23 protein-coding genes are annotated in these 23681 nt (G+C 42.7%); 14 read left to right on the top strand and 9 right to left on the bottom strand.

The features are described from left to right. Nucleotides 1-21 precede the first annotated feature (21 nt). The 4 genes from ACQ4LT_RS03880 to ACQ4LT_RS03895 are packed head-to-tail and all read right to left on the bottom strand — an operon-like array spanning nucleotide 22 to nucleotide 4382. Entirely contained in the window at nucleotides 22-1488 is a 1467-nt protein-coding gene (locus ACQ4LT_RS03880) for a multicopper oxidase family protein (RefSeq protein WP_445664704.1), read from the bottom strand. A 6-nt stretch (nucleotides 1489-1494) separates the two neighbouring features. Continuing rightward, nucleotides 1495-1710 carry an SHOCT domain-containing protein gene (locus ACQ4LT_RS03885; protein ID WP_445664705.1) on the bottom strand — a complete coding sequence of 72 codons (216 nt, stop codon included), beginning with the start codon at nucleotides 1708-1710 and terminating at the stop codon, nucleotides 1495-1497. Between the two features lie 50 nt (nucleotides 1711-1760). Continuing rightward, the gene (locus ACQ4LT_RS03890; protein WP_445664706.1) at nucleotides 1761-2525 is read right to left on the bottom strand and encodes a copper resistance protein B; all 765 of its coding nucleotides are present in this window, start codon (nucleotides 2523-2525) and stop codon (nucleotides 1761-1763) included. A 57-nt stretch (nucleotides 2526-2582) separates the two neighbouring features. Then, on the bottom strand, nucleotides 2583-4382 hold the full coding sequence (locus tag ACQ4LT_RS03895) for a copper resistance system multicopper oxidase (RefSeq protein WP_445664707.1): 1800 nt from the start codon (nucleotides 4380-4382) through the stop codon (nucleotides 2583-2585). Between the two features lie 153 nt (nucleotides 4383-4535). Between ACQ4LT_RS03895 and ACQ4LT_RS03900 the strand changes: the two genes are divergently transcribed. The 8 genes from ACQ4LT_RS03900 to ACQ4LT_RS03935 all read left to right on the top strand — a co-directional run bounded on the left by ACQ4LT_RS03900 (nucleotide 4536) and on the right by ACQ4LT_RS03935 (nucleotide 11985). Further along, nucleotides 4536-5258: a response regulator transcription factor gene (locus tag ACQ4LT_RS03900; RefSeq protein ID WP_445664708.1), complete on the top strand. Its 723-nt coding sequence runs from the start codon at nucleotides 4536-4538 to the stop codon at nucleotides 5256-5258. 4 nt (nucleotides 5259-5262) lie between these two features. Beyond that, nucleotides 5263-6699: a sensor histidine kinase gene (locus ACQ4LT_RS03905; protein ID WP_445664709.1), complete on the top strand. Its 1437-nt coding sequence runs from the start codon at nucleotides 5263-5265 to the stop codon at nucleotides 6697-6699. Between the two features lie 185 nt (nucleotides 6700-6884). Next, nucleotides 6885-7628, top strand: coding sequence for a cytochrome b/b6 domain-containing protein (locus tag ACQ4LT_RS03910; protein WP_445664710.1), 744 nt, complete (start codon nucleotides 6885-6887; stop codon nucleotides 7626-7628). Nucleotides 7629-7639: 11 nt separating this feature from the next. Then, complete coding sequence (locus ACQ4LT_RS03915; protein WP_445664711.1) at nucleotides 7640-8149, top strand: helix-turn-helix transcriptional regulator; 510 nt, start codon at nucleotides 7640-7642, stop codon at nucleotides 8147-8149. A gap of 87 nt (nucleotides 8150-8236) precedes the next feature. After that, the gene (locus ACQ4LT_RS03920) at nucleotides 8237-8983 is read left to right on the top strand and encodes a Crp/Fnr family transcriptional regulator (RefSeq protein ID WP_445664712.1); all 747 of its coding nucleotides are present in this window, start codon (nucleotides 8237-8239) and stop codon (nucleotides 8981-8983) included. 163 nt (nucleotides 8984-9146) lie between these two features. Then, entirely contained in the window at nucleotides 9147-9752 is a 606-nt protein-coding gene (locus tag ACQ4LT_RS03925) for a DUF6448 family protein (RefSeq protein ID WP_445664713.1), read from the top strand. 38 nt (nucleotides 9753-9790) lie between these two features. Continuing rightward, complete coding sequence (locus tag ACQ4LT_RS03930; RefSeq protein WP_445664714.1) at nucleotides 9791-10006, top strand: heavy-metal-associated domain-containing protein; 216 nt, start codon at nucleotides 9791-9793, stop codon at nucleotides 10004-10006. Between the two features lie 14 nt (nucleotides 10007-10020). Then, nucleotides 10021-11985: a heavy metal translocating P-type ATPase gene (locus ACQ4LT_RS03935; protein WP_445664715.1), complete on the top strand. Its 1965-nt coding sequence runs from the start codon at nucleotides 10021-10023 to the stop codon at nucleotides 11983-11985. A 14-nt stretch (nucleotides 11986-11999) separates the two neighbouring features. On the opposite strand, the gene ACQ4LT_RS03940 is transcribed toward ACQ4LT_RS03935, so the two are convergent. The 4 genes from ACQ4LT_RS03940 to ACQ4LT_RS03955 all read right to left on the bottom strand — a co-directional run bounded on the left by ACQ4LT_RS03940 (nucleotide 12000) and on the right by ACQ4LT_RS03955 (nucleotide 13806). After that, a complete protein-coding gene (locus ACQ4LT_RS03940; protein WP_445664716.1) occupies nucleotides 12000-12626 on the bottom strand; it encodes a class I SAM-dependent methyltransferase in 627 nt (208 codons plus the stop codon). Nucleotides 12627-12655: 29 nt separating this feature from the next. Beyond that, nucleotides 12656-12880 (bottom strand): SHOCT domain-containing protein, encoded by a 225-nt coding sequence (locus ACQ4LT_RS03945; RefSeq protein ID WP_445664717.1) that lies wholly within the window; start codon nucleotides 12878-12880, stop codon nucleotides 12656-12658. Between the two features lie 35 nt (nucleotides 12881-12915). Beyond that, the gene (locus ACQ4LT_RS03950) at nucleotides 12916-13398 is read right to left on the bottom strand and encodes a hypothetical protein (RefSeq protein ID WP_445664718.1); all 483 of its coding nucleotides are present in this window, start codon (nucleotides 13396-13398) and stop codon (nucleotides 12916-12918) included. A 123-nt stretch (nucleotides 13399-13521) separates the two neighbouring features. Further along, nucleotides 13522-13806, bottom strand: coding sequence for a P-II family nitrogen regulator (locus ACQ4LT_RS03955; protein WP_445664719.1), 285 nt, complete (start codon nucleotides 13804-13806; stop codon nucleotides 13522-13524). Nucleotides 13807-14152: 346 nt separating this feature from the next. Here ACQ4LT_RS03955 and ACQ4LT_RS03960 point away from each other — a divergent pair, with 346 nt between their 5' ends. From ACQ4LT_RS03960 to ACQ4LT_RS03970, 3 genes are all read left to right on the top strand, one after another. Further along, complete coding sequence (locus ACQ4LT_RS03960) at nucleotides 14153-15280, top strand: sensor histidine kinase (RefSeq protein ID WP_445664720.1); 1128 nt, start codon at nucleotides 14153-14155, stop codon at nucleotides 15278-15280. Nucleotides 15281-15437: 157 nt separating this feature from the next. Next, nucleotides 15438-16445, top strand: coding sequence for an ABC transporter substrate-binding protein (locus ACQ4LT_RS03965; RefSeq protein WP_445664721.1), 1008 nt, complete (start codon nucleotides 15438-15440; stop codon nucleotides 16443-16445). Beyond that, nucleotides 16442-18211 (top strand): sensor histidine kinase, encoded by a 1770-nt coding sequence (locus tag ACQ4LT_RS03970; RefSeq protein WP_445664722.1) that lies wholly within the window; start codon nucleotides 16442-16444, stop codon nucleotides 18209-18211. The genes ACQ4LT_RS03965 and ACQ4LT_RS03970 overlap by 4 nt, the downstream gene beginning before the upstream one ends. A gap of 27 nt (nucleotides 18212-18238) precedes the next feature. On the opposite strand, the gene ACQ4LT_RS03975 is transcribed toward ACQ4LT_RS03970, so the two are convergent. After that, the gene (locus tag ACQ4LT_RS03975; RefSeq protein ID WP_445664723.1) at nucleotides 18239-19231 is read right to left on the bottom strand and encodes an ABC transporter substrate-binding protein; all 993 of its coding nucleotides are present in this window, start codon (nucleotides 19229-19231) and stop codon (nucleotides 18239-18241) included. A gap of 309 nt (nucleotides 19232-19540) precedes the next feature. Between ACQ4LT_RS03975 and ACQ4LT_RS03980 the strand changes: the two genes are divergently transcribed. From ACQ4LT_RS03980 to ACQ4LT_RS03990, 3 genes are all read left to right on the top strand, one after another. Continuing rightward, nucleotides 19541-19948 (top strand): sensor histidine kinase, encoded by a 408-nt coding sequence (locus ACQ4LT_RS03980; RefSeq protein WP_445664724.1) that lies wholly within the window; start codon nucleotides 19541-19543, stop codon nucleotides 19946-19948. A gap of 138 nt (nucleotides 19949-20086) precedes the next feature. Continuing rightward, complete coding sequence (locus ACQ4LT_RS03985) at nucleotides 20087-22498, top strand: choice-of-anchor B family protein (protein ID WP_445664725.1); 2412 nt, start codon at nucleotides 20087-20089, stop codon at nucleotides 22496-22498. Between the two features lie 29 nt (nucleotides 22499-22527). Further along, nucleotides 22528-23643: a beta-propeller fold lactonase family protein gene (locus ACQ4LT_RS03990; protein ID WP_445664726.1), complete on the top strand. Its 1116-nt coding sequence runs from the start codon at nucleotides 22528-22530 to the stop codon at nucleotides 23641-23643. Nucleotides 23644-23681 lie beyond the last annotated feature (38 nt).

The raw sequence follows: 23681 nt of genomic DNA on the forward strand, positions 1-23681 counted from the left end.
TTGGTACCAACCTTTCGTTCCCTAAGTGATTTCTAAGTTCGCCATCATACCCGCATCTTCGTGTTCAAGATTATGACAGTGAAATACATATAATCCTTTGGGAGCGTTAAATCTCATAATAACACGAACTCGTTCTCCCGGCATCACCAGGACAGTATCTTTCCATCCGGTTTCGGTTGGGATGAGATCTCGGTTTCCGCTGCGGCTTAGTACCTTAAATTGCACCACATGAATATGCATGGGATGAGGGACTGCTGAATTGTTGATGAACTCCCAAATCTCTGTATCTCCCTGGGTTACTTCTTCATCAACGCGAAGCATTTCAAATAAACGGCCGTTTATGGTGTGACCGGTCATCATCTCCATATTTAATTCTATTCTTCGGGTGCGTACAGCGTCATCTTCGGTAGGGAAATTAATCTCAGAGAGTTGTCGGGGAAGATTTACTGGAGTAGACGAGTCAGCCTCGTTGCCTATTTGAAACTCCATCAATGGGAATTCGCTGCCTTGTTCCGGACCGCCTCCTCCCATCATTTGGGACATATTTCCCATCATTCCACCGTTTGATGGCACTGAGAATGTCTTACTAATTAATTCTGCAGATTTTTCGCTGAATCCATTAGAGAAGTCAACCAGTATATCAGCACGTTCTCCGGGAGCCAGCAAAAGTTCGGTGGTTTCAACGGGCTGAGGTAAAAGTCCGCCATCGGAACCAATCACGGTGAACGATTGTCCGTTGCGGAAAGCAATGTTATAGATTCGGGCATTTGATCCATTAAGTAATCGCAACCGGTAGGGGCGGGGCTGTACTTCGTGATAAGGATTGGGCACTCCGTTCACCAAGATATGGTCACCCAAATAGCCGGTCATCATGCGCTCCGGCATAGAGGGATCATAGTAGATATTACCGGAATCGTCTATTTTGCGGTCCTGAATGACCAGCGGCAGTTCATAATCCCCTGAAGGTAAGTTTAACGCCTGCTCTTCATCATCCGCTACGATAAAAAATCCAGCTAATCCCCTATAAACTTGCGGACCTGTGATTTTGTGTGGATGCGGATGATACCAATACGTTCCGGCTCGCTGATTAATTGTAAAATCATAGGAATAACTTCCTTCCGAAATAACATCCTTGGGATGACCGTCCATGTCAGGAGGTACGATCATACCATGCCAGTGGATAATGCTTTCCTGCCCAATGTCATTATGGAATTGAACCTGAAATCGCTCTCCTCTTTTTATGCGAACAGTCGGACCCGGCAGGATCCCGTTAAACTGAAAACTATTTAATGTATATTGTTCAGCAATCGTAAGGTTACTGCGAGAAGCCCTCAGTTTATCACTATTCAAGGTATCGGGTAGTTGTAGCGGATAGCGATAGATATCCGAATAATTAGTACCGGCATTCATACAGGAGGTGATAACAGAGGGAGCCAATAAGAAACCAGTACTGGCTCCTGTATATTTTAAGAAGGTTTTACGATCCATTATCCACTATTTAAGTAATTCCTTTTTCCGTTTGTTAAACTCATCTTCATCAATTTCACCATTGGCATACCGACGTTTAAGGATCTCCATGGGTGTTTCTTTTTTCTGATTGTTTTGACCGGAGTTCTTTAGAGCTCGAATGACAAACACGACCAGCACAATAATTATGAACCACCAGAAAAACATCATCCACCCACCTCCAAAGAAATTAAAATCATGCATAAGACTCTCAATATGTTAGTTGGTATTAGTTAAAGTAATAGAATAAACCACTAAAACCACATGCGAAGGCCGCCAAGCAGACTAAAGTTGCTGACATGTCCGCCCCCGGCGCGAGCCATATCGGCGGTTTCGCCCAGCTTACGCTCCCAGTTGATGCCGATGTAGGGGGCAAATTCCCGCGCGAACTCATAGCGAAGACGGAAGCCGAGTCCGATGTTATTGAATCCGGATCCGACGCCCCACTCGGGAACATCCTGCAGGGCAACACTGGTTTCGAAAACGGGCTGACCGATCAGTCGCTGGGTAAACAGCAGATCATATTCGGCTTCCACAGAGGCCGACAGATCGCCGTCTTCACTGACGAACATACCGCCATCCACATGAAAAAAGTAAGGGGCCATGCCTTGTAGGCCAATCACCGCAAAGCCTCTGGATTTGTTGCCGCCCCCTTCATAGGCCAGATCGTAACGGATTCCGCCCTGAATATCTAAATAGGGAGTGAGCGCGCGGCTATATAAGCCCTGAAATTCCATTTCGGCTTCGCTCTCGGTGGTCAATGCTTCGCCGTGCGACTTAAACCAGAATTTGTTGAGGTCCTTACCTACGTACCCCTGAACTTCCCACATCAGGGGATTTACCCCACTTACGCTGCGATATTCCAGCTTTTCAGCAATCAGGTAGACGTAAGTTTTATCACCCATCATCAAGTCATTGCTGAACTCGGGGGCCTTTTGGGCAAATGCGGAACTGGCCGCTATTACAGTAATAATAAAAGCTGTTAGAATGAATGTTGCTATGCGTTTTATCATAGTCATTGTTATGCAAATTTGTATGTCAGATAAAATTCGTTTGTAAAAGTTCGTTGGCGCTCCTTATGAATAATCCTGTCCATAGATGCTACCGTCTTCATCAGCGACCTGGACCACGCGGAACATCCCGCGTTCCATGTGATAGAGGATGTGGCAGTGGAACGCCCAGCGCCCTTTGTCGCGCGGGGTGACAAGGGCCGAAATCCGTTGGGCCGGTTGCACGAGCAGGGTATGCTGCCGGGGGTTGTACTGCCCGTTTCCGTTTTCCAGCTCCATCCACATGCCGTGCAGGTGAATCGGGTGTTCCATCATGGTGTCGTTGACCAGCGTCAGCCGCAGCCGTTCGTTGTGGGTAAATTCGATCGGTCCATCCACCTCGTGAAACTGCTCGCCGTCGAACGACCACATGTAGCGTTCCATGTTGCCGGTCAGGTGCAGCTCCACTTCGCGCTGGGCATCACGTTTGTCTTTATTAGGACGCAGGCTCCTGAGATCATTATACACCAGCACCTTTCGTCCATCATTACCCAACCCTATGCCCGGCTCATCCAGCCGGTCAAACTGGTTTTGAGCAATAGCAGCTGCCCCTATACCATGCTTGTCGGGACCGTGTTTGACGGGCTCTGTGCCGTTGCCGGACATATCCATATTCCCGTTATTCATACCACCATGGTCCATGCCTTCCATATCATCTTCTTCCATATCCATGCTACCCATTGACATCATCATACCCATATCTCTCATATCGCGTTTGGGACGGGGCCGTAGGTCGGGCACTGGAGCTTCCATTCCTTCCCGAGGTGCCAAGGTGCCACGCGCATAGCCGCTGCGGTCCAGGGACTCGGCAAAAATAGTGTAGGGTTTTTCTTCTTTGGGTTCGACGATGACATCAAAAGTTTCGGCAATTCCAATGCGGAATTCCTCAATAGGGACCGGCTCTACATTTTGGCCGTCGGCTTGTACCACCGTCATTTCCAGGCCGGGAATGCGAACGTCAAACGCCGTAGTACCTGCCGAGGCGTTGATAAATCGCAGCCGAACTTTTTCTCCTTTCTTGAATAAGGCATTCCAGTTAGAGTCGGGGCCACGACCGTTCATCAGATAGGTGTACGTGGCACCGGTGACGTCCAGCAGGTCGGTGGCGCTCATGCGCATCTTACCAAACATTGTATAGTCTTTAATCGTGTCGCCAAAACCGTTCTTTTTGACATCACTAATGAATTCTCCGAGGTCCCGCTTCTGGTAGTTATAGTAGCCTTCCATTTTGATGTTGTTTGCCATCACGTCATGGGGATCCTCGAAAGTCCAGTCAGAGAGTACAACGGGGTATTCGCGGTCATAGTCGACCGGATCCTCATCGGCCGGATCAATAACCAGCGGCCCGTAGTGGCCGAGCTGTTCCTGCAGGCCGGAGTGACTGTGATACCAATAGGTCCCATTCTGCCGCACCGGGTACCGGTATTCAAAGGTTTCACCGGGGGCAATACCGTCAAAACTTACGCCGGGCACGCCATCCATCTGAAAAGGCAGCAGGATTCCATGCCAGTGAATGGAGGTGGAATCCTCAAGCTCATTGGTTACCCGGAGCAATACATCCTGCCCTTCTTGCAAGCGGATCAAGGGACCGGGAACCGTGCCATTGATGCCGATGGCATCGCCTTGCTTTCCGTCGACCTTGTGGGGCATTTTGCCAATCGTCAGATCGATGACATTGTCAGGTCCTTTGGGCGTGAGCACTTCTCGATCACCAAACCCGGCAAAAGCGTAGGTCGGCAAAACGGTACTTATGCCGGCCATGGCCGCCATGGAAGCGGTGTATCGCAGAAATTTTCGGCGGCTTATGCTGTTATTATCGTCACTCATAACTGGTTGTTTGTCTCTTTATTCAGTATTAGAAAAAATTATTTCAACATAGTCCCGAAATATAACAGGGAAACCTTAAATTAAGCTTAAAACATTATTGGTCAGCATCTTTTATCTTAAGACCGTTTTGTTAATAGTAAGGAAATCTGTGGTATGTGGATATTTTTAGTTGAAGATGAAAAGCAGCTTGCTAGTTCCCTTAAGCGGGGACTTGAAGAGGAGGGCCACGTGGTTGAGGTCATGCATGATGGAGAAGAGGCCGAACTGCAGGGGCTGGTGAATGATTATGATATGGTTATCCTGGACTGGCGGCTGCCCCATCGTGATGGCAAGCAAATTCTGGAGCATTGGCGCGGGGAAGACCGTACCTTTCCGGTTCTTATGCTGACGGCGCTCGGGGACCTGGATCACAAAGTGTCGGGACTTGATGCGGGAGCCGACGATTACATGGGCAAGCCCTTTTCGTTTGAAGAACTTCTGGCCCGCGTTCGGGCGTTGGGACGACGTTCCTCGGAGATGCAGAATGATGAAGCGGTTTCCGTTGGGCCAATTGAATTGGATTCTCGCAGACACTGGGTAAAAGTCTGTGATATTGAGCGATCGCTTCGGCCCAAAGAATTTATTTTGTTGGAACTGTTGCTGAGCGAGCCGGAAACGGTTTTTTCTAAGACCCAATTGGCAGAGCGCGTTTGGGGGTCGGCCTATCATGTGAGTGATAATACCATTGAGGCCACGATTTCAACACTGCGCCAGAAGCTGGCCGATTCGTTTGAAGAGTGCGAGGAAGCGTATTTGGAAGACCACTCCCAAGTAATCGAAACCATCCGAGGCGCAGGATATCGACTTAATAGTGAGCTAATAAAGGAAAATAAGTAGAATTGTGAGCAAGCTAACTGGCTTTTTCGATCGACTTTCTATCTCTAAAAAACTCGCATTTTGGTATGGGTTGAGTCTCTTCGTGATGCTCAGCCTGTTTGGATACTTCCTGTACGAGACTTTTCATAATTCTATTCATCATAACTATGATCGCCATCTGCGGTTCGAGGCTGAGCAGTTGCTTCCCCATATTGATACCGACGGGGATACACTGGCTATTGACTTGTCAGGATATAGTCGTAATGCAGCGCTTAAAAGCGGCGTTGAGTACGGAACCTATGTAAGATTATACAATCAGGAAGGGCAGCTTATATACAAAAGCCCAAACTTTACTGACGTCAACCGGCCACTGAAAACGGAGCCCCCTGATGCAGTGGAAGAATATTCCTTTAGCAACCAGTGGCAAGACCTGCCAGCACGGACGCTTTTTTATCCGATACGAGACTCTAATAAAGAATTTTGCGGATGGCTTGAAATTACCGGTTTTGAATGGATGCTGCACGAAGAACTGAGTCGCTTTAGACAATATCTGGCGGTTCTGATTGCAATAAGTGTGGCCTTTTCGATTCTTGGGGGATACTGGCTATCACGAAAAGCGTTAACGCCGGTAGCCTCTATCAATGAAGCAGCCAAATCGATTACAGCCACAGACTTGGATAAACGCATCCCCGTAAATTATCAGGTTCGAGATGAGCTTACGGATCTGGCAGAAACGTTTAATATAATGCTTAATCGGTTGCAAAAAGGATTTGAGCGGGAAAAGCGCTTCACTTCTGATGCCGCTCACGAATTGATGACGCCGTTGTCATCCTTACAAAGCGATGCGGAAATTATGCTGAGGAAGCCTCGATCCAAGGAAGAGTATCGAGAAACTATTCAGCGAATGCTAACAGAAACACGCCGCATGAGTGAGATGGTGCATCTGTTGCTTCAGTTGTCAAGAGTAGAATCGGTACATCGTTCTCAACCAGAAACCATTAATATAAGCCGCATTACAGAAGCGGTGGTGAGCAAACACCAGGAATATGCCGAGGGGAAGAACGTTAAAATCCAAACGCAGATTGATCCCGACCTACAGGTTCGGGCGCATGTAGCTTATATCGAGGAGGTTGTCAATAACCTATTGGAAAATGCCCTGAAATATACGCCCAATGGTGGATCTATAGACTTACAGCTTCAGCGATCCAGTGGGAAAGCAGTTTTACACCTAACCGATACGGGCATTGGATTTGATCAGGAAACGAAAAAGCATTTGTTTGAGCGTTTTTATCGGGCTAATAACCAGGATGTTCAGGAAAGTTCAGGAAGTGGTCTGGGATTGTCTTTGGTGAAAGCCATTGTCGAGCTGTACGATGGAAAGATTCGGGCATATAGCAATGGCCAAGGAGAGGGGAGCACGTTTGTCGTGGAGTTGCCACTTGTTAAAGAGAAAAGAACGTAGATTCTATTGAGTTAATAAGTAATACAAGCTTCTTCTCGGTTTTTGCCAATTCATGCACAGTACTATTCCTTTTTTGTTCTGATATTAAAATAAAGAGTGTTTTATACATCATTTGTTTGATGCGCAGTTAAGGTGAATTCAGAATATTGAGAAAGAAATCAATATTCACTTTATGGAGAATTATCATGAAAAAGACTTCTGTTTACGATTGGCCCACGAGACTCTTTCACTGGCTTTTTGCTTTGCTATTTTTGGCGGCTTTTATTATTGCCGAAACAGTTGATGATGACAGCTCGCTTTTCTCTTATCATATGCTGGCCGGATTGACGATTGCTTTTTTGTTAGCATTCAGAATAATCTGGGGTTTTATAGGCACCACCTACGCCCGTTTTTCATCCTTTAAATTAAAACCAGCAGAATTATTCCAATATGTTAAAGACGCTGTTATCACAAGAACGAAACGATATTTGGGTCATAATCCGGCTTCCAGTTATGCCACTATAATTATGTTTATAAGCGCTATTGGGTTAGCAGTTACAGGTATATTAATGACATCGGGCTCCGAAACAGATTTATATGAAGAGACCCATGAGATTTTAGCTAATGTATTCCTGATTGCAGTTATTGTTCACTTAGTGGGCATTGTTTTTCATCATTTTAAGCATAAGGATGCGTTATGGTCGAGCATGATGGATGGTAAAAAGAAGGCCCTGCCGGACAAAGTTGGCATTAGCAATATTAAGCCGGCAGCTGGTATATTATTTATTATTATTACTTTATTATGGGTTGGTTATCTGGGAGCTCAGTACGATAGAAATACCCAATCGCTGGATTTGTTTGGCACGGAACTAACACTTGGTGAGGAAGAGCACGAATCAGTATCAGCTTTCGAAGACGAAGATCACGAACAGGAGAATGATGATGACTAATAACTAAACAGATGAATAACAAAGAACGGTGGGCCATTGGTGCAATCCTTTTTATAATAGCAGTTTTGGCATCTGTAGATATCTATAACGATTATTTTGAAGGGGTTGAAACATGGCATATTTCTATTGAAGCTATTGTAGCATTTGTGGCATTGGCAGGAGTTTTTTATTTGATTAGAGGGCGATTTAGGCTACAACGCACGTTGGCCAGAGAGCAACAGTTTTCGAAGGACCTTCAAGTTGAGGCCCAGAAATGGAAGCGCGTATCAAAAAAATATATGGAAGGTCTGAGCGTCGAGATTGATAATCAGTTAGACCGCTGGGGACTGACCAAAGCAGAAAAAGATGTCACGTTTTTATTGTTAAAAGGGCTTAGTAATAAAGAAATAGCTGAGGTCAGGGGTACGAGCGTACAAACTGTTCGGACCCAGACCAATGCAATATATAGGAAGTCTGGCCTGTCGGGTCGTTCTGAGTTGTCAGCCTTTTTTCTTGAAGATTTGTTGCTCCCCAAACAGTAATACTATCATTTTTTTTGATTCAATATTGAGATTAAAGATAAAATAGTATCTTTATAAACGTTTGATTAACGTCTTAGGAATTTATGTATGTCTGATAAAAAAACGACACCTTTAACCAGCCCATCAATTGAAGAACACCATTGCACTGTTGATTTGCGATTGGAAAAGCTGGAGATGGTTCCTTTTTTTCGGGATTTAAACGATGAGGACCTCCGAACGGTTAATGAAAAGTTTACAGCCAAACATTATAGCGAAGGAGAAACTATTTACCGGCAGGGCGAACGGGCTACGATGTTACGGGTTGTCGTGGCTGGAAACATTAAACTGGTTTCCCATACTATGGATGGAACCGATGTGCTACTTGATATGCTAAAGCCTGGAGAATTTTTCGGAAGTCCAACTGCTAAGAGTGGGGACGTCTATGTAGAGACGGCTCAAACTCAAACCAATGCATGTATTCTATCTATTCGGTTAGCCGATTTTCGTAAAATAATGGATACTTATCCAACAGTTTCTGTATCGGTGTTAGATATAACAACTGATAAACTGAACGATTCAAGAGAGCGTATTCGATATTTGTCTACTTTGCCCGTTAAAAAACGCATTGCTCATATTCTTGTGATGCTTGCTAATAAATTCGGAGAAAAGGATAAACGGGGGCTTCTAATACAGCTACCCCTTTCCAGAAAAGATTTAGCCGACATGGCGGGGACCTCCTCCGAAACGGCAAGCAGGATTATGAGCCAGTTTCAGCAAGATGATCTCATTACCTCTGGAAGGCAGTGGGTAGCAATCAATGATAAGCCTGAACTATTGCGGATATCGGCAGAGTAGTGAAAAAAATATAGCTTTTTACTCTCTATCTATTCCTTTGCTCAATAATAATCTGTTCCTCTTTTAAAATTAATAACACTAAAGTGAGCCAGCTCATTTTAGTGCACCAGCCTGTCTATTACCTTTTGATTGAATTCAAAATACAACACCAAAAGGTATCATTATGAAGTTCTTATTATCACAATCCAAAAAACTATACACATCTTTTTTAACCATTCTACTTGTTTTCGGGTTTTCCTTTAGTAGCCAGGCGCATTGCGACCGGGTTAATGGACCAGTTGCAGTAGCAGCGCAGGAAGCATTAGAAACAGCAGATGTATCTAAAGTACTTATCTGGGTAGGAGAACAACAGGTAAAAGAACTCAAATCCAAGTTTGAGCAAAGCCTGGAAGTCTATAATAAAGATGAGGAATCTCAACACCTGGCAGAACGGTATTTTATGGAGACGACGGTGAGATTACACCGCGAAGCAGAAGGAATGCCGTTTACAGGTTTAAAGCCAGCACAACCTAATTCAAAAGATATCCAAACCGCAGAAACGGCACTGGAATCCGGAAAAATTTCTCCAGTTACGAACTTGTTGACACAAGAAATCGAAGATAAGACATCCGAGTTACTTACTGATGCGATGAAGGCTAAAAAGCAGAAGAATGATAGCATAGAAGCTGGCCGTGAATGGGTTGATGCCTATGTGAAATATATCGTCTATGTCCACAGCCTCTATCAAAAAATTCAGGCAGGACCGGCTCATGGTGTAGGCAATAACTAACACCTTGTTAACCCCAATTTATTTAATAGGAGTGCATTATGAAAACCACTTTACGAAGCGATGATCTTAGTTGTCCCACCTGCGTAAGTAATATCGAATCTAATTTAAATCAGAAAAAAGGTGTCACGAAAGCCAATGTTCATTTTAGTACTGGCCGTATTGAGGTAGAGCATGATCCTGATGAAATATCCGGAGATGAACTGATAGAAGCTGTCCGGCAATCAGGATATGAGGCGAAAGTATCTCAATTCTAAAACAAGATAAAGCTATGCAGTTTGTTCAAAACTTCTACAATTCATTACTGAATCCATCAAAACGTAAGAAAATCTTGCTGATTATCAGCGGCTCACTCATTGTAACCGGGTGGGTCGCCGGATCGGTATTTAGTTCTGCAATTCTATTCAACTTGTTGATGATTCTCTCGGCTCTGATTGCTGGCTTCGAAATTGGCCAACGGGCTTGGCAGGGGCTCCGAAATCGTCATACCAATATTGAGTTACTGGTGACTATTGCTGCCATTGGCGGACTTGCCATTGGAGTCTATTGGGAAGCTGCAGCAGTGACGTTTCTTTTTCTGCTTGGCGGATGGTTGGAAGCGCGAACCATGCATAAAACCCGAAGTACGCTTCGTCAGCTGATTAATATGGCGCCCGATACAGCTACTGTAATTGAAAATGACAGCAGAAAAGAAATACCAGCACGAGAGGTTGAGCCAGATATGCTGGTGCTGGTTAAACCCGGTTCAAAAATTCCGGTGGACGGGGTGGTAGAGTCAGGGGTATCGGCCGTTGATGAAAGTGCTATAACCGGTGAGCCCATTCCGGCTGAGAAGAATGCTGGAACAGAAGTATATGCCGGGACGATGAATAAAAATGGACGTCTTTACGTGCGAGCAGCGAAAGCCGGGGCTGAAACGACGTTGGCTAAAATCATTCGCCGGGTTGAAGAAGCGCAGGAAGAAAAGGCCCCAACGCAACGCTTTATTGAACGATTTGCCCAGTGGTATACGCCGGGAATTATAGGATTAAGTATTGGATCCTTTCTGTTTACTTGGGATCTGGAGTTAGCTCTGACCTTATTGGTGATCGGATGTCCGGGAGCACTGGTTATTTCGACGCCGATTTCTATTATTTCGGGTATTGGTCGGGCTGCCAAGAAGGGAATCCTCATTAAGGGAGGCGAATATTTGGAGAATGCCGGAAAAATATCAGCCGTTGCCTTTGATAAGACGGGCACATTAACCAAGGGAACCCCTCGGATAACTGATTTAGTTGTGGTTCGATCTTCTGAAGTGATGGCAGGTTTAGGACCGGACCGACAGGAGTTACCTGGAGTGGAAACGCTGGCTATTACCGATCAGAAAGCTGATGAAATGAGGGATGAATTTCAGCAGCTCATGTATTGGGCAGCTGTAGCTGAAACGGATTCTGAACATCCCTTGGCTAAAGCGATCCTTTCAAAAGCCAAACAAACAGGTTCAATACCTGAACCAGAACACTTTGAATCGCATACAGGATTAGGTGTTGAGGCTGTTTATAATGATAATCAGATATTAGTGGGCAAGCAGGAATTTTTGCAGAAAAGGAATATTCCTATTGATGAAAATCTTGAACAAGAGTTTACTGGGTTAACAAAAAAAGGACGTACGGTCGTTTTAGTGGCACGCAATGGCCGCTTGCTCGGGGGGATTGGTATAGCGGATCAAATACGTTCTGAGGCCCCTGAAATGGTACACAGGCTCAGGGAAACGGGCATTGATCGGATTATTATGCTTACCGGGGATTCAAAATCAACGGCCCGTGCTATTGCCGATGAGGTGGGAATAGAAGAGATTTATGCGGGAATATTGCCAGAAGAAAAAAATAACTTGATCAAAAAAATGAAAAAGGAAGGCGATCAGGTGGCAATGGTTGGAGATGGTATCAACGATGCTCCGGCATTGGCTTCGGCTGATATAGGCATCGCTATGGGTGCAGCAGGGACAGACGTGGCCATTGAGACAGCGGATATCGCCTTAATGGCGGATGAGTTGATGAATATTCCCGAAGCATTGTGGATATCTAAGCTAACACTCCGCAATATTTATCAAAATGTGGCGATGGCATTATTTACGGTTGGGGCATTGCTTGCGGGAGTTTTTATGGGTTCGGTACATATGGCAGCAGGCATGCTAATACATGAGCTTTCTGTCATGCTGGTTATATTAAATGGCATGCGACTGCGGTGGATTTAATTTGTTATTGATGTTTAGCTGGTCGCCTCTATCATTCGAACAATGCCATTTGAAGTCATATCTTGCACCTGATTTATTTTCCATCCGGCAATTTTTACGTTTTCTACCGTTGTTCGGGCAATATGAACTCCCGTCAAATAATGAATTGGAGCATCCAGTTTCTCCATCACTGTTGACAACGATTTGTTTTTTGATAACATGTGTTCCAATAGATATAGCTTACCCCCGGGTTTCGTAACACGGAGGGCTTCTTTAAGGCCAAGAACGGGATCAGGGACCGAGCAAAAGACAAAGGTAGATACAACCTCATCAAAGGTATCATCGGGAAAATCCATTTGCTGGGCATCCATCTGTTTAAGTGTAATACGGGGTTGTTGCTTTTTTGGCAACTGATGCTTTGCCCGTTTTAGCATGCCCGGGGAAAGGTCAATTCCTGTTACTTGGATATCTTCGGGATAGTAGGGGATATTTTTACCTGTTCCCACTCCGATTTCAAGCACTTTTGGTCCCTTTGTTTGATCCCAGAGGTCTTTTCGCCAGCTCTTGAAAAGAAGCTGTTCGATCGGCCATTCCATAACATTATATAGTGGTGCAATTAAATCGTACCGGCTACGCGTATGTTGTTTTCCTCTCTGGGCCATATATAGTTTAAAACTGTCAGAATTAACTGCTACGGGTTATAATCTTCCTCAATAATTCGTTTCCGTTCTTGATATTCTTCTTTTTCAATTTCACCCCGGGCAAATCTTTTTTTCAAGATATCCAGCGGATCTTCACGGGAATGCGAAGTAGAGTAGCGATAGGGTAAAATATTGAATACGGTTAGTAATATGATCAGTGTTATTATAATCCACCAGACCCAGTGCATTCCGATGAAGTGATGGTCGTAAAACATGTTCCTGATTTTTTGTAGTCAATATTATGGCATCATTAATTATGATGCTGTTGTCCTTTACTCCCTTTTTTTGACTCTTTATTCATCATTCCTTTTTGATCCATCATATTTCCCTGCATCATCTGCATACACATCATGTGCATTTTCATCATAGAGGAATCGCCAGCCATTTCCATCATTTTGGAGTGATTCATTTCTTTATTCTCCATCATGGATTGCATCATGTTCATATGTTTTTGCATGCGTTCTTTCATTTGGGGATCATTCATCATTTTTTGCATATTTCCTTTCATTTCTGAACGATCCATATTCTTGGATTTCATCATGTGTTGCATCATTTTCTTGCGCATTTCGGGATTTTGCGCCATATGTTCCATCATCATGGCACGCATGGTGGAGTCTTGCATCATCTCTTTCATCTGCTGTTTCTTTTTACTCATATCACCTTGTTTTTGCTGAGCAAAAGTTGTTCCGGCAATTAATAGAGCAATCGAGAGTGTAAGAATTAAACGTTTCATAGTAGACACCTTAAATTTTAAAATGATTTGATTAATAGTATTTGAACTCATCTGCTCCCAATATAACAAGGGTTTACTTAAAGTAACCTTAAATTTTCACTGTTAATTGAGAGTTTTTTAACCTTATGCGCTGTATCGTATACGGGTTGCTTGTTTAGTTGGTGTGAGAGGAATGATACCGTCTCCTTTACAACCGGTATGCCTATTTTTGCGTATCGTTTGAACAATTGATTCAATATTTTTTTGAACTGTAACTATTTCCATTTTTGCTTGGAAGTGAACATTTTTTGTTCGCATTATTAGAATTTGAATATATATTACGCAGTTTGGCAGCTTATTTTGTACTGATTCCTTTTGTAAAAAACCTGTTTCTAATTGTGTATTGGTTATGTAAGGTACTTCAATCATAATCGAAAAGTTCAATATTGTTTTTAACTGTAGCTGTAGTTATGGGGATTAACTCATCACGAAGGGGAGTAGCTGGCAATGCTAATTAAGGAAACACCAGATTTAATTAATAAACAGTTGTTGGGCTGGGTATGAATCGTTATTGACTGGCATATAGGCTATATTGTCGTTGCCAAACCGGTGCTTTTAGAGTCTTGTGCTCAACGATTTAGGATCATTTTAAAATGATACAACCCTTCTCAAACTTTAATCATAAAGTAGGATCTGAGAATGGGTTGGTTAGTAGAATATTTTTAGGATTAATATTTAGCCAAAAGGAATTTATCACTTAATATTTCGATTTACTATGCAATCACTCCAATCAGAAATTCAGCAAAGACTTAGTCAATCGATTCAAAAACTGGAATCGAAGGAGAATCTTTCCTTAAAGCAGCAACAGGAAATTTTGGGAGAGCTAAAGGAGACAAAGAATTATTTCCAAACGCTTTCCAAATGGGTCGATTCAGCGCAAAAAATATCAGATTTTGGCTCCTGGGAGCATTACCATCAAAAAGATGAACTTATTTGGTCTGAAGAAACATATCATATATTGGGATTTGAGCCCTATTCCGTTACTCCTTCCTATGAATTATTTATTGATTGTATTCATCCCAAAGATCGAGAGCAGATAGAGGAGGCTTATAAAGAGTCAATAAAAAACGAAGAACCGTATCATGAAGTCTACCGGGTACAGATAGATGACACCATAAAATATATCGAAGCCCATGCCGAGCATTTTTATGATGAATCCGGAAGCCCGGAGCTTTCCATTGGGACAAATCAAAATGTCACCGAAAGGGAGTTAGAGAAAAAGCAACTTTCAGAATCATTAGATAGCCAACATACTCTTTTGCAGGAAATCCATCATCGGGTAAAAAACAACTTGGCGGTTGTTGCCGGTATGTTACAGCTTGAATGGCTCCAACATGATGATCCGGCTATGATTAATACCCTGCAAGATAGTATCAATCGCATTAAGACCATTGCTGGTATTCATCAGCAGTTGTATAAGTCAGATCGTTTTGAAGACGTAGCATTAGGAGAGAATATTAAAAATTTGGCTACTGAATTAATTAGTAGTATGAAAACCGACACCGAAATTCAGTTGGAGAGTGACTGCGATACGGTCTATTTGGATGTGAGCCAAACATTACCTTGCTCCTTAATTGCTAATGAGGTTGTTACTAATGCCATCAAACATGCTTTTGAGGGACGAAAGACCGGTCTTATTACTCTCCAGGTAAAAGACAATAGTGGGAATATTAAATTACGAATCAGTGATAACGGTGTGGGTCTCCCTGATGATTTTGAAGATCGCAAAGGATCCCTTGGCATGAACCTTATTGATACACTTAGCAGTCAATTGGATGGTGAATACACTTTTAACTCTACAGACCAAGGGACAGAGTTTAATTTAGTGTTTTCGAGTAATTAATATATTTCACATAACACCATCCTAATTTTTTTGTACTATACATAAAAATAAACTTCATTTATATGGCGCAATTACATTTGTAGTTGTATTTGCTAAGGTTTGGCCGTCAGATTGATAGCAGTACCATAAATGAAATCACCCTCAAAATGTAATCCATATGCGTTATCTGGTTACGGTATTATTACTATTATTCATCATTGGAGGATGCCAGAAACAGGATAATACAACCAAAACTCTTACCGATGTTCGTATTGGTATTAACAAATCATTTTTAGGGGAAACAGCTACCTTTGTAGCCAGGGAGCAAGGATTTTTCAAAAAGCACGGCTTGGATGTTTCTTTTAAAAACAACAATTCCGGGCGGCAATCTATCAGGGATTTGTTAAGGGAGAAGGTAGATATAGCACATGTTGCTGAAACACCTGTGGTATACGCTCTTTTTGATACCTCATATATTGAGGGAGCAAATAGGTCTTCTTTTCAAATCTTTGGTGACATGATTTATACGAATGAGATCCAGCATATCATAGCACGTAAGGATCACGGCATTAAAAACCCAAATGACTTGGAAAATAAGAAAATAGGAATTTATCAAGGAACTCAGCTTGAGTACTTTCTGGATTCATTTTTATTAGAGCAAAAGATTTCTGTCGATAACCTGGAAGTTGTAAATATGGAGCCAAGTTCACAGGTAAAGGCCATCTTAGATGGTGATATCGACGTGTCGGTAACTTGGGAGCCTTATGCCACTTATATTCAACAACAGCTGGGCGACCGAGCTGTAAAACTTGAGCCGGAACTTACCTATTCAACATTATGGTTGGCGGTTGCCCTTGACGGTTTTGCCGAAAAGAAACCGGATGTCTTGGTTTCGTATCTGCAGGCCATCAGGGAGGCACAGGCTTATATCAAAGACCATCCAAAGAACGTACAACAACTTTTGGCCCAAGAAACAGGCGTTCCCATTGAAGTAATAGAACCTATTTGGGGTGAGATTGACTATCAGCTGTCATTAAGTGAACGTATGTTGACACTCTTGGAAGATCAGATGCGGTGGATAAAAAGAAAGAACAACGTGGCTGTCAATAATTTTGATTTCACGAGAATCATCAATTTTGAGCCGATGCGTAACGTGTATCCGAATGGTATAACGGTTATACAATGACGATAAAATCACGCTTAAATATTATTGCACTGTTGGCAATAGGAGCATTTTTTATCCTATTTGCCTTCCTATTTTATACGACTGTGCAAATAAATAATCAGCTTGATACTCTCGAAAGAGTTAACAGCTTTGCTAAAACAGCCTCAGAACTGAACATTATTACCGAGCAATACTTGGCGTATAAAGAAACACGGTATCTGGATACTTGGAATAATTTGTACGAGGAACTACAAGAAGCCAGTACTGAAATGAAGGATTTTCCAAATCGAAAGGTCGTTTCAAATTCGCTTCCTGCTATAAAGCGAGCTTTTGCCTTAATCCGAAAAGTGAAGGATAACCCTGAATATTATCAAAATAGCGAGAACCAGGAGATCCTTTTAGAACGAGCTCGGGCCCGTATTAGATCGGATATTCAATTGTTGCTTTCCATCTCCAATAGATTGGAAGAAAGCCGGAGAAAGCAGATACGGGATCTTCAAAACGATCAGCGATTCGAGCTATTTATCCTGATTCCGATTATTGGATTTATTGTTTACCTGATTGTTGGCGTTCGGAAACGAATTATTAATTCACTGACATCACTTCTTGAAGGCACACAATTAATTGGAGAAGGAAATCTTGGAAGTCGAATTGCAATTGAAGGAACGGATGAGCACAGCCAGCTGGCTGACGAATTTAACGCTATGGCTCAAAAGTTGAGTGATCACATAAAAAAAGAAAAACAACTCCGGGAAAAAGCAGAAGAGAATCAAAAAAGATGGGCAACATTAGTTGAACAAGATCCCAGCCTGATTGTCATCCATATTGAAGGCGAAGTACAATTTATAAACTCGGGAGGGGTCGATATTATTGGAGCACAAAGCTCCGAAGAGCTTATCGGCAAGTCAATTTTTCAATTTATTGAAGAAGCTCAAATAGATCAGGCCATTGATCAAGTAAAAGAAGTACAAGAAGAAGGTAAGAAAACACCCCCCACGGTCTATAAGGTAAAAAGGTTGGATGGGGGACATCGATATCTACAGGTTCAGGCAATGCCTATTAAGTACGAAGAAGAACAGGCTGTACAACTCGTTGGCATAGATATTACCGGCTATGTTACTTATGAAGAAGAATTGCAGGAATCATTAGAAGAAAAATCTGTTTTATTGCAAGAAATTCATCATCGAGTAAAAAATAATTTAGCTATTATTTCGGGAATGATGGAATTGCAGGCAATGGAGAGCACTAATGAAACTCTAAGAAATAAACTGAGCGACAGTCAGCTGAGAATTCAGTCTATGGCGTTGGTCCATGAGTTACTCTATGAGAGTGATAATTTTTCAAAACTTAATTTTAAGGAACATGTTAATCAGTTGGTGGAAACGATAGTACAAACCATAAATACCGAGACCTCAGTTAAAGTCGATTATGAGCTGGAAAACGTAATGCTCAATATCAATCAAGCTGTTCCCTGTGCTTTAATCATTAATGAATTGATAACCAATGCTTTGAAACATGCGTTTGTAAATGTTAAGAAGGGAAAAATATCTATTTCCCTTAAAGAAAGGGATGAGATGGTCTATTTAAATATTTCAGATAATGGCGTTGGACTGCCGGAAAATATTAGCTTTTCTAATGCAAACACCCTGGGAATGCGCATTGTACAATCACTCGTCCAGCAGCTTGAAGCTTCTATGGATGTTACTTCCGGAGATAAGGGGACCAAGTTATCGATCACCTTTAAAAATACGCAAGTTAAGGGAATTGGAGGTCATCATCTTAATTAGATGTAAATTGATGTACAGGTTATCAGTCTATCGTATAATTGATATTCCTTGCGGATAAACCTTTTCCATTGCTTTTAAATAGATGGCATCCTCAATATTTATCGGATTAGATCTTTTCTTGACACGCTTATTTTCTCGTAACCATCGATGTTGATCTTCTAATAAGATGAGCATTTGCTCTCCCAAGGAAAGATCATATGTAATGGAGCCCCATATATTTTGAATTACCTGTTGTGAGGAATTGGTTTTACGAGCCAACATTTTTTGTGCTTCTTGCTGATTATTTTGGATATATCTCTGCGCTTTTTTTATAGCCGTCAAATATGCCACGAGATCCTCTTTATTATGATCGATATATGAGGCAGAAGTTACCGCTAACCACAGCGTTGAATGATCTATCATTGTATCGAGCGAATGTACTTTGGACCCCATTTCTGCTAACATTTTTGAGGCATGAGGTTCCCAGCTAACAACGGCATCAACTTTTCCTTCTTTTAAAGCATTTAACTGTTCTGATACATCAATATTTACTTTTGTAATTAAACTATCCTTAATATTGTGCTCTAACAGGAATGTATCTAAAAAGAACTCGGACGTAGTACCTTTATAAAATCCAATTTTTTTATTGATTAGATCATTGGCACTATTAATATCACTATCTTTTCGGGCGATAATTTTTTGGATGTTATTGACGTGAATCATATTGGCAAAGATTTTAAGGCTGATATCTTTGCCTGTTTTATACTCTTCTGATCCCGCTAAGGCATAAACGATGGGCAGTTCGGCGACATGAGCAATATCAAGGTCTCCATTGAACAACGCTTGTAATGATTTCTTTCCTGCTGAGTTTGGGTGTGATACGACTTTTAGCCCCTGATCTTCAAAAAGACCCTTTGATTGAGCGATATAAAAAGCTGTTTCACCAAAAAAGGGAGTCGTACCTACATGTATTTCTGTTAGGGAGTTACTACATGAAAATAAAAATAAGGACAATAGAATAGTTGCTAAATACTTGTGCATATAAATATATGTTTTTAATAAAGCTTGGAGAGCTAACTTACTATGTTCACACTTTCTATATATAGAGAGTCATGCTTTCGCTATTGCAATTGAATAAAAATTATATGCAATACCAACCTTATTCTAATATGAAAAAATTAGTTAAGAATGGATTAACCAATTTGCGAATAGAGCAGGAACTTGCTGAATTGGGTGGCTATCGGTGGGATTTGAAAACAACTCTCTGCAGTGGTCTCCCAAAGTGTACGATATCTATGATATTGACGATGTGGCTCAGAAACCTTCTTTAATGAGCTTTCATTTGATAGTTTGGTAGAACAAATTACTTCATCGGTCAAAGAGGTGTATGATATAGCAGATAATAATGATATCAGTTTTGACATCGATATTGATGCTATAAATTTGAACCTCAATCAAGCAGTTCCATGTGGGGTTATTATTAACGAGTTGGTTACAAACGAATATAAGCACGCCTTTCCAGATCATCAGGATGGCAGGATAGAAATTAGTGGATATAAGAAAGATTCAAACGTCACTTTTATGATTAAAGATAGCGGAAGGGGATTGCCGGACGACTTTTCGATTGATGAGCAAAGTTCACTTGGCTTTACGCTGGTTAACACACTTATTGATCAGCTTGGAGGCACGCTCAACATTCAGTCCGATGATGGAGCGACATTCATTTTTTCGTTTGAGCAGGAAAATATTCGTGGGTAGGGAGCTCCATGAGTAGTAATTGATGGAGGAAGAAAGAAGGGTTTTACTTTAATGCTTTTTTACTTTTCGATTTTGATTGTCACCAAGTTTTTTAATAATTAAGAATGCAATTCAAACAAGTTTTAAACCATGATCCCAATGAAACGTTTACTGATATTCTTTTTTGCTCTTTTTCTTTCATTAACTTTTAATTCGGCGGATGCCCAGACCACAAGTTCAGGTGAAGTAGAAAGCATGGCAGGTTTTGCCCGGGCTGTTTCGGTGAATGACGGATCGGTTTTTATCGGTGAGGCAGCTAATCCACATCAGCCGGGAGTCGTATATATTTACCAGCGTGCTGATAATGAATGGTCCCAACAGTTTAAGCTTTCAGCATCGGACGGGGAAATTGGTAACGGTTTTGGCGCCTCACTAACAACCGACGGAGATGCAGTTCTTATCGGTGCGCCGGCACGCGATGATGAACGAGGGGCGGGTTATTTGTTTACAAAGTCCGGAGATGGTTCCTGGAGCCAGACGGTTCAATTGGCGCTGTCGGATACAAGCAAAAAGGGCAGCTTGGGTACCAGTGTAGCGCTTGGCGGTGATCTTGCCTTTCTGGGTGCACCCGGAGAAGCAGACGGCAGCGGGGCTGTATATGTATTTCAAAAAACAGAATCAGGAACATGGAGCCAGCAGCAGCGTTTGGCCAATCCCGATACGGCGGAGGGCATTGGATTTGGATCAGCTCTTGAAGTGGAAGGATCAAAACTACTTGTTGGAGCCCCGGAAGAAGGTGGAGCAGTACACGTTTATCGATCCGGTGATGAAGGATCGTGGAAAAAGGAAGCTACCCTGAGTAGTGACCAGGCAGCTGATAATGCACGGTTTGGCTCAACATTGGGAGTTTTGAATGATAAGCTCCTTGTAGGAGCACCACGTAATGCTTCAGGATCTGGAGCTGTGTTTGTTTACGAGCGTAATGCTGACAATGGTTCTTGGAATGCGACGGGCAAATTAGTGGCTTTTGATAGTCAGCCACGCTACGGCTTTGGTTCTTCGCTGGCCATAGCCAATGGCAAGCTTTGGGTAGGTACGCCCGGTGCCGATGATAGAAAAGGAGCCTTGTATCAGTTTAAACAGAATAAAGACAGCAGTGAATGGGTCGGCGTCAGTAAGATAGGCGGACCTGATCGTAAACCGGGTGTCCAGTTTGCAAGTACTATTGCTGTTGATAAAGGTGTTGCTGTGGCCGGACTTACCGGTGCCGATTACGGAGCGGGAACGGCTGCTATTTTACAAATGGATGATGCCGGAAACTGGTCGGTAGCTTCAACGGTAGTCAGCGAAAGTAGTTCTGTTCTTAAACCCATTACCGGTAACAAAGTGAATTGTAGTGATGGCAGTGCCTCGCATTTTGGCTGCAGCAATGTAAATCTTCTTTCTTTCCTCCCCATTGAAGAGATAGGTGGCGAACGCGGCGTCCGTATGAATGACATTTGGGGATGGACCGATCCCAAAACCGGAAAAGAGTATGCACTGGTCGGACGCATAAACGGAACTTCTTTTGTGGATGTCAGTGATCCGACAAATCCTGTTTATGTAGCTAACTTACCCATGACCGAAGGTTCACGAGCAAATGCCTGGCGTGATATTAAGGTTTATAAAAATCATGCATATGTAGTGGCTGATAATGCCGGGGAACATGGAATTCAAGTGGTGGATCTAACCAAGTTGAGAGATTTTGAAGGTTCACCAATGACTCTGAAAGAGGATACCGTTTATGACAAGGTTCACAGCGTCCACAATATTGTAATTAATAAGGATACTGGTTTTGCCTATGCTGTGGGTAGCAGCGGCGGCGGACAAACCTGCGGCGGGGGATTACATATGGTTAATATTCAGGACCCTAAGAATCCTACTTTTGCCGGCTGTTTTGCGGATCCGTCAACCGGACGAAGCGGAACGGGATACACTCACGATGCGCAGTGTGTAACATATAAAGGTCCCGACAAAGAGTATCAGGGAGAAGAGATTTGTATCGGAGCCAACGAAACCGCAATCAGTTTTGCCAATGTTTCGGATAAAGAAAATCCACAAGCACTTTCAACAGTTTCATATCCCGATTATGCTTATGTACACCAGGGATGGTTGACGGAAGATCAGCGCTATTTTTTCCAGAATGATGAGCTGGATGAGCTAACCGGTAATGTGGATCATACCCGTACACTTATCTGGGATGTATCTGATTTGGATGATCCGCAATTTGTTGATGAATATCTGTTCGATAACTCTGCTTCGGATCACAACTTATACATCAAAGGCAATACGATGTATCAGTCGAACTATGTGAGCGGACTGCAAGTAGTTGATATCAGCGATCCCGAGGATCCTAAGAAAATCGGATACTTTGATACCGAGCCTTTTGGAGAAGATGAGCCCGGTTTTGCTGGAACGTGGAGCAATTATCCGTATTTTGAAAGTGATATCATTATTATGACCAGCTCCACGGAAGGACTGTTTATCTTGGAAAATGAAGATCAACCTGTAAGTCCGGCAAGCGCGCAATAATTTTCATCTAATTCGATAGTTATTTAACAATGCGAAATTGGATAAGTTTTTTACTGAGAACTCTATTTATTACGCTGTTCTTTGTGGGGTTTTCCGCTACATCACTTGTTGGACAAGGTGATCAGAGCGGGGAACAGTCGGTTGATGATGTACAAAATCAGCGGATCTATGTCTGTAACCAGGGAGAAGCAACGTTATCCGTAATCGATGTTGAAAGCAATGAAATTGTAGAGAGCATTGATCTGCAGGAGTTGGGTTTCTCAGCCAATGCGAAGCCGCACCACACCGTTGCCGAACCGGATGGTTCATACTGGTATGTGACGCTGATTGGTGAAAATCGAGTACTAAAATTCAACCGGGATAACAAGCTGGTCGGTCAGGTCGAATTGGAAGTGCCCGGTTTGCTATCATTGCATCCTACCCGTGATCAATTGATTGTCGGACGATCGATGAGTGCCGTAAATCCCCCGCAAAGCATCGGGATTATCAATCGATCAGATATGACGCTGCAGAAAGAAATTCGCACCTTTTTTGCACGTCCCCACGCGCTGACAGTCACACCCAATGGAGAGTGGACTTTTATTGCCAGTCTGGCTGAAAATCAGATCCTCTCACTTAATAACGAAACTGAAGAAACGGAGCTGACTACGGTGGATGAAGACACGCATGTATTTGTTGACTTCGCTATATCACCGGATGGGAATACCATGGTTGTAACGGGACAGATTTCAGGCAAACTATTAATTTTTGATGTTTCGAATCCCGAAACACCTAAATTGACTGATAGCATTGATGTGAATGCACAGCCCTGGCACCCGGTGTTTTCTCCTGACGGTAAGTACGTCTATTTTGGTAATAAGGAGGCTCATACCGTTACCGTGGTTGATATGAAATCGCGTTCGGTAGATACCGTTTTTGAAGGAAATGGGTTAGCTCAACCGCACGGAAGTGCAATGTCAGCCGATGGCAAATACCTCTATATCTCCAATAATAATCGAAAGGGAACGTTTGATTCAGAAGGCACATCAGCATCAGGCGACCCCAACGGGACTATTACCGTGATTAATACCGAAACGAATAAGATTGAGGAAGTGATTGAGGTTGGCGCCTACCCATCCGGAATAGGGACCAATGCCCGTTGGTAGACTCAGAGCAATCTTTTGTGCCAGAAGCTGACGGCTAA

The organism is Fodinibius sp. AD559 (assembly GCF_052712805.1).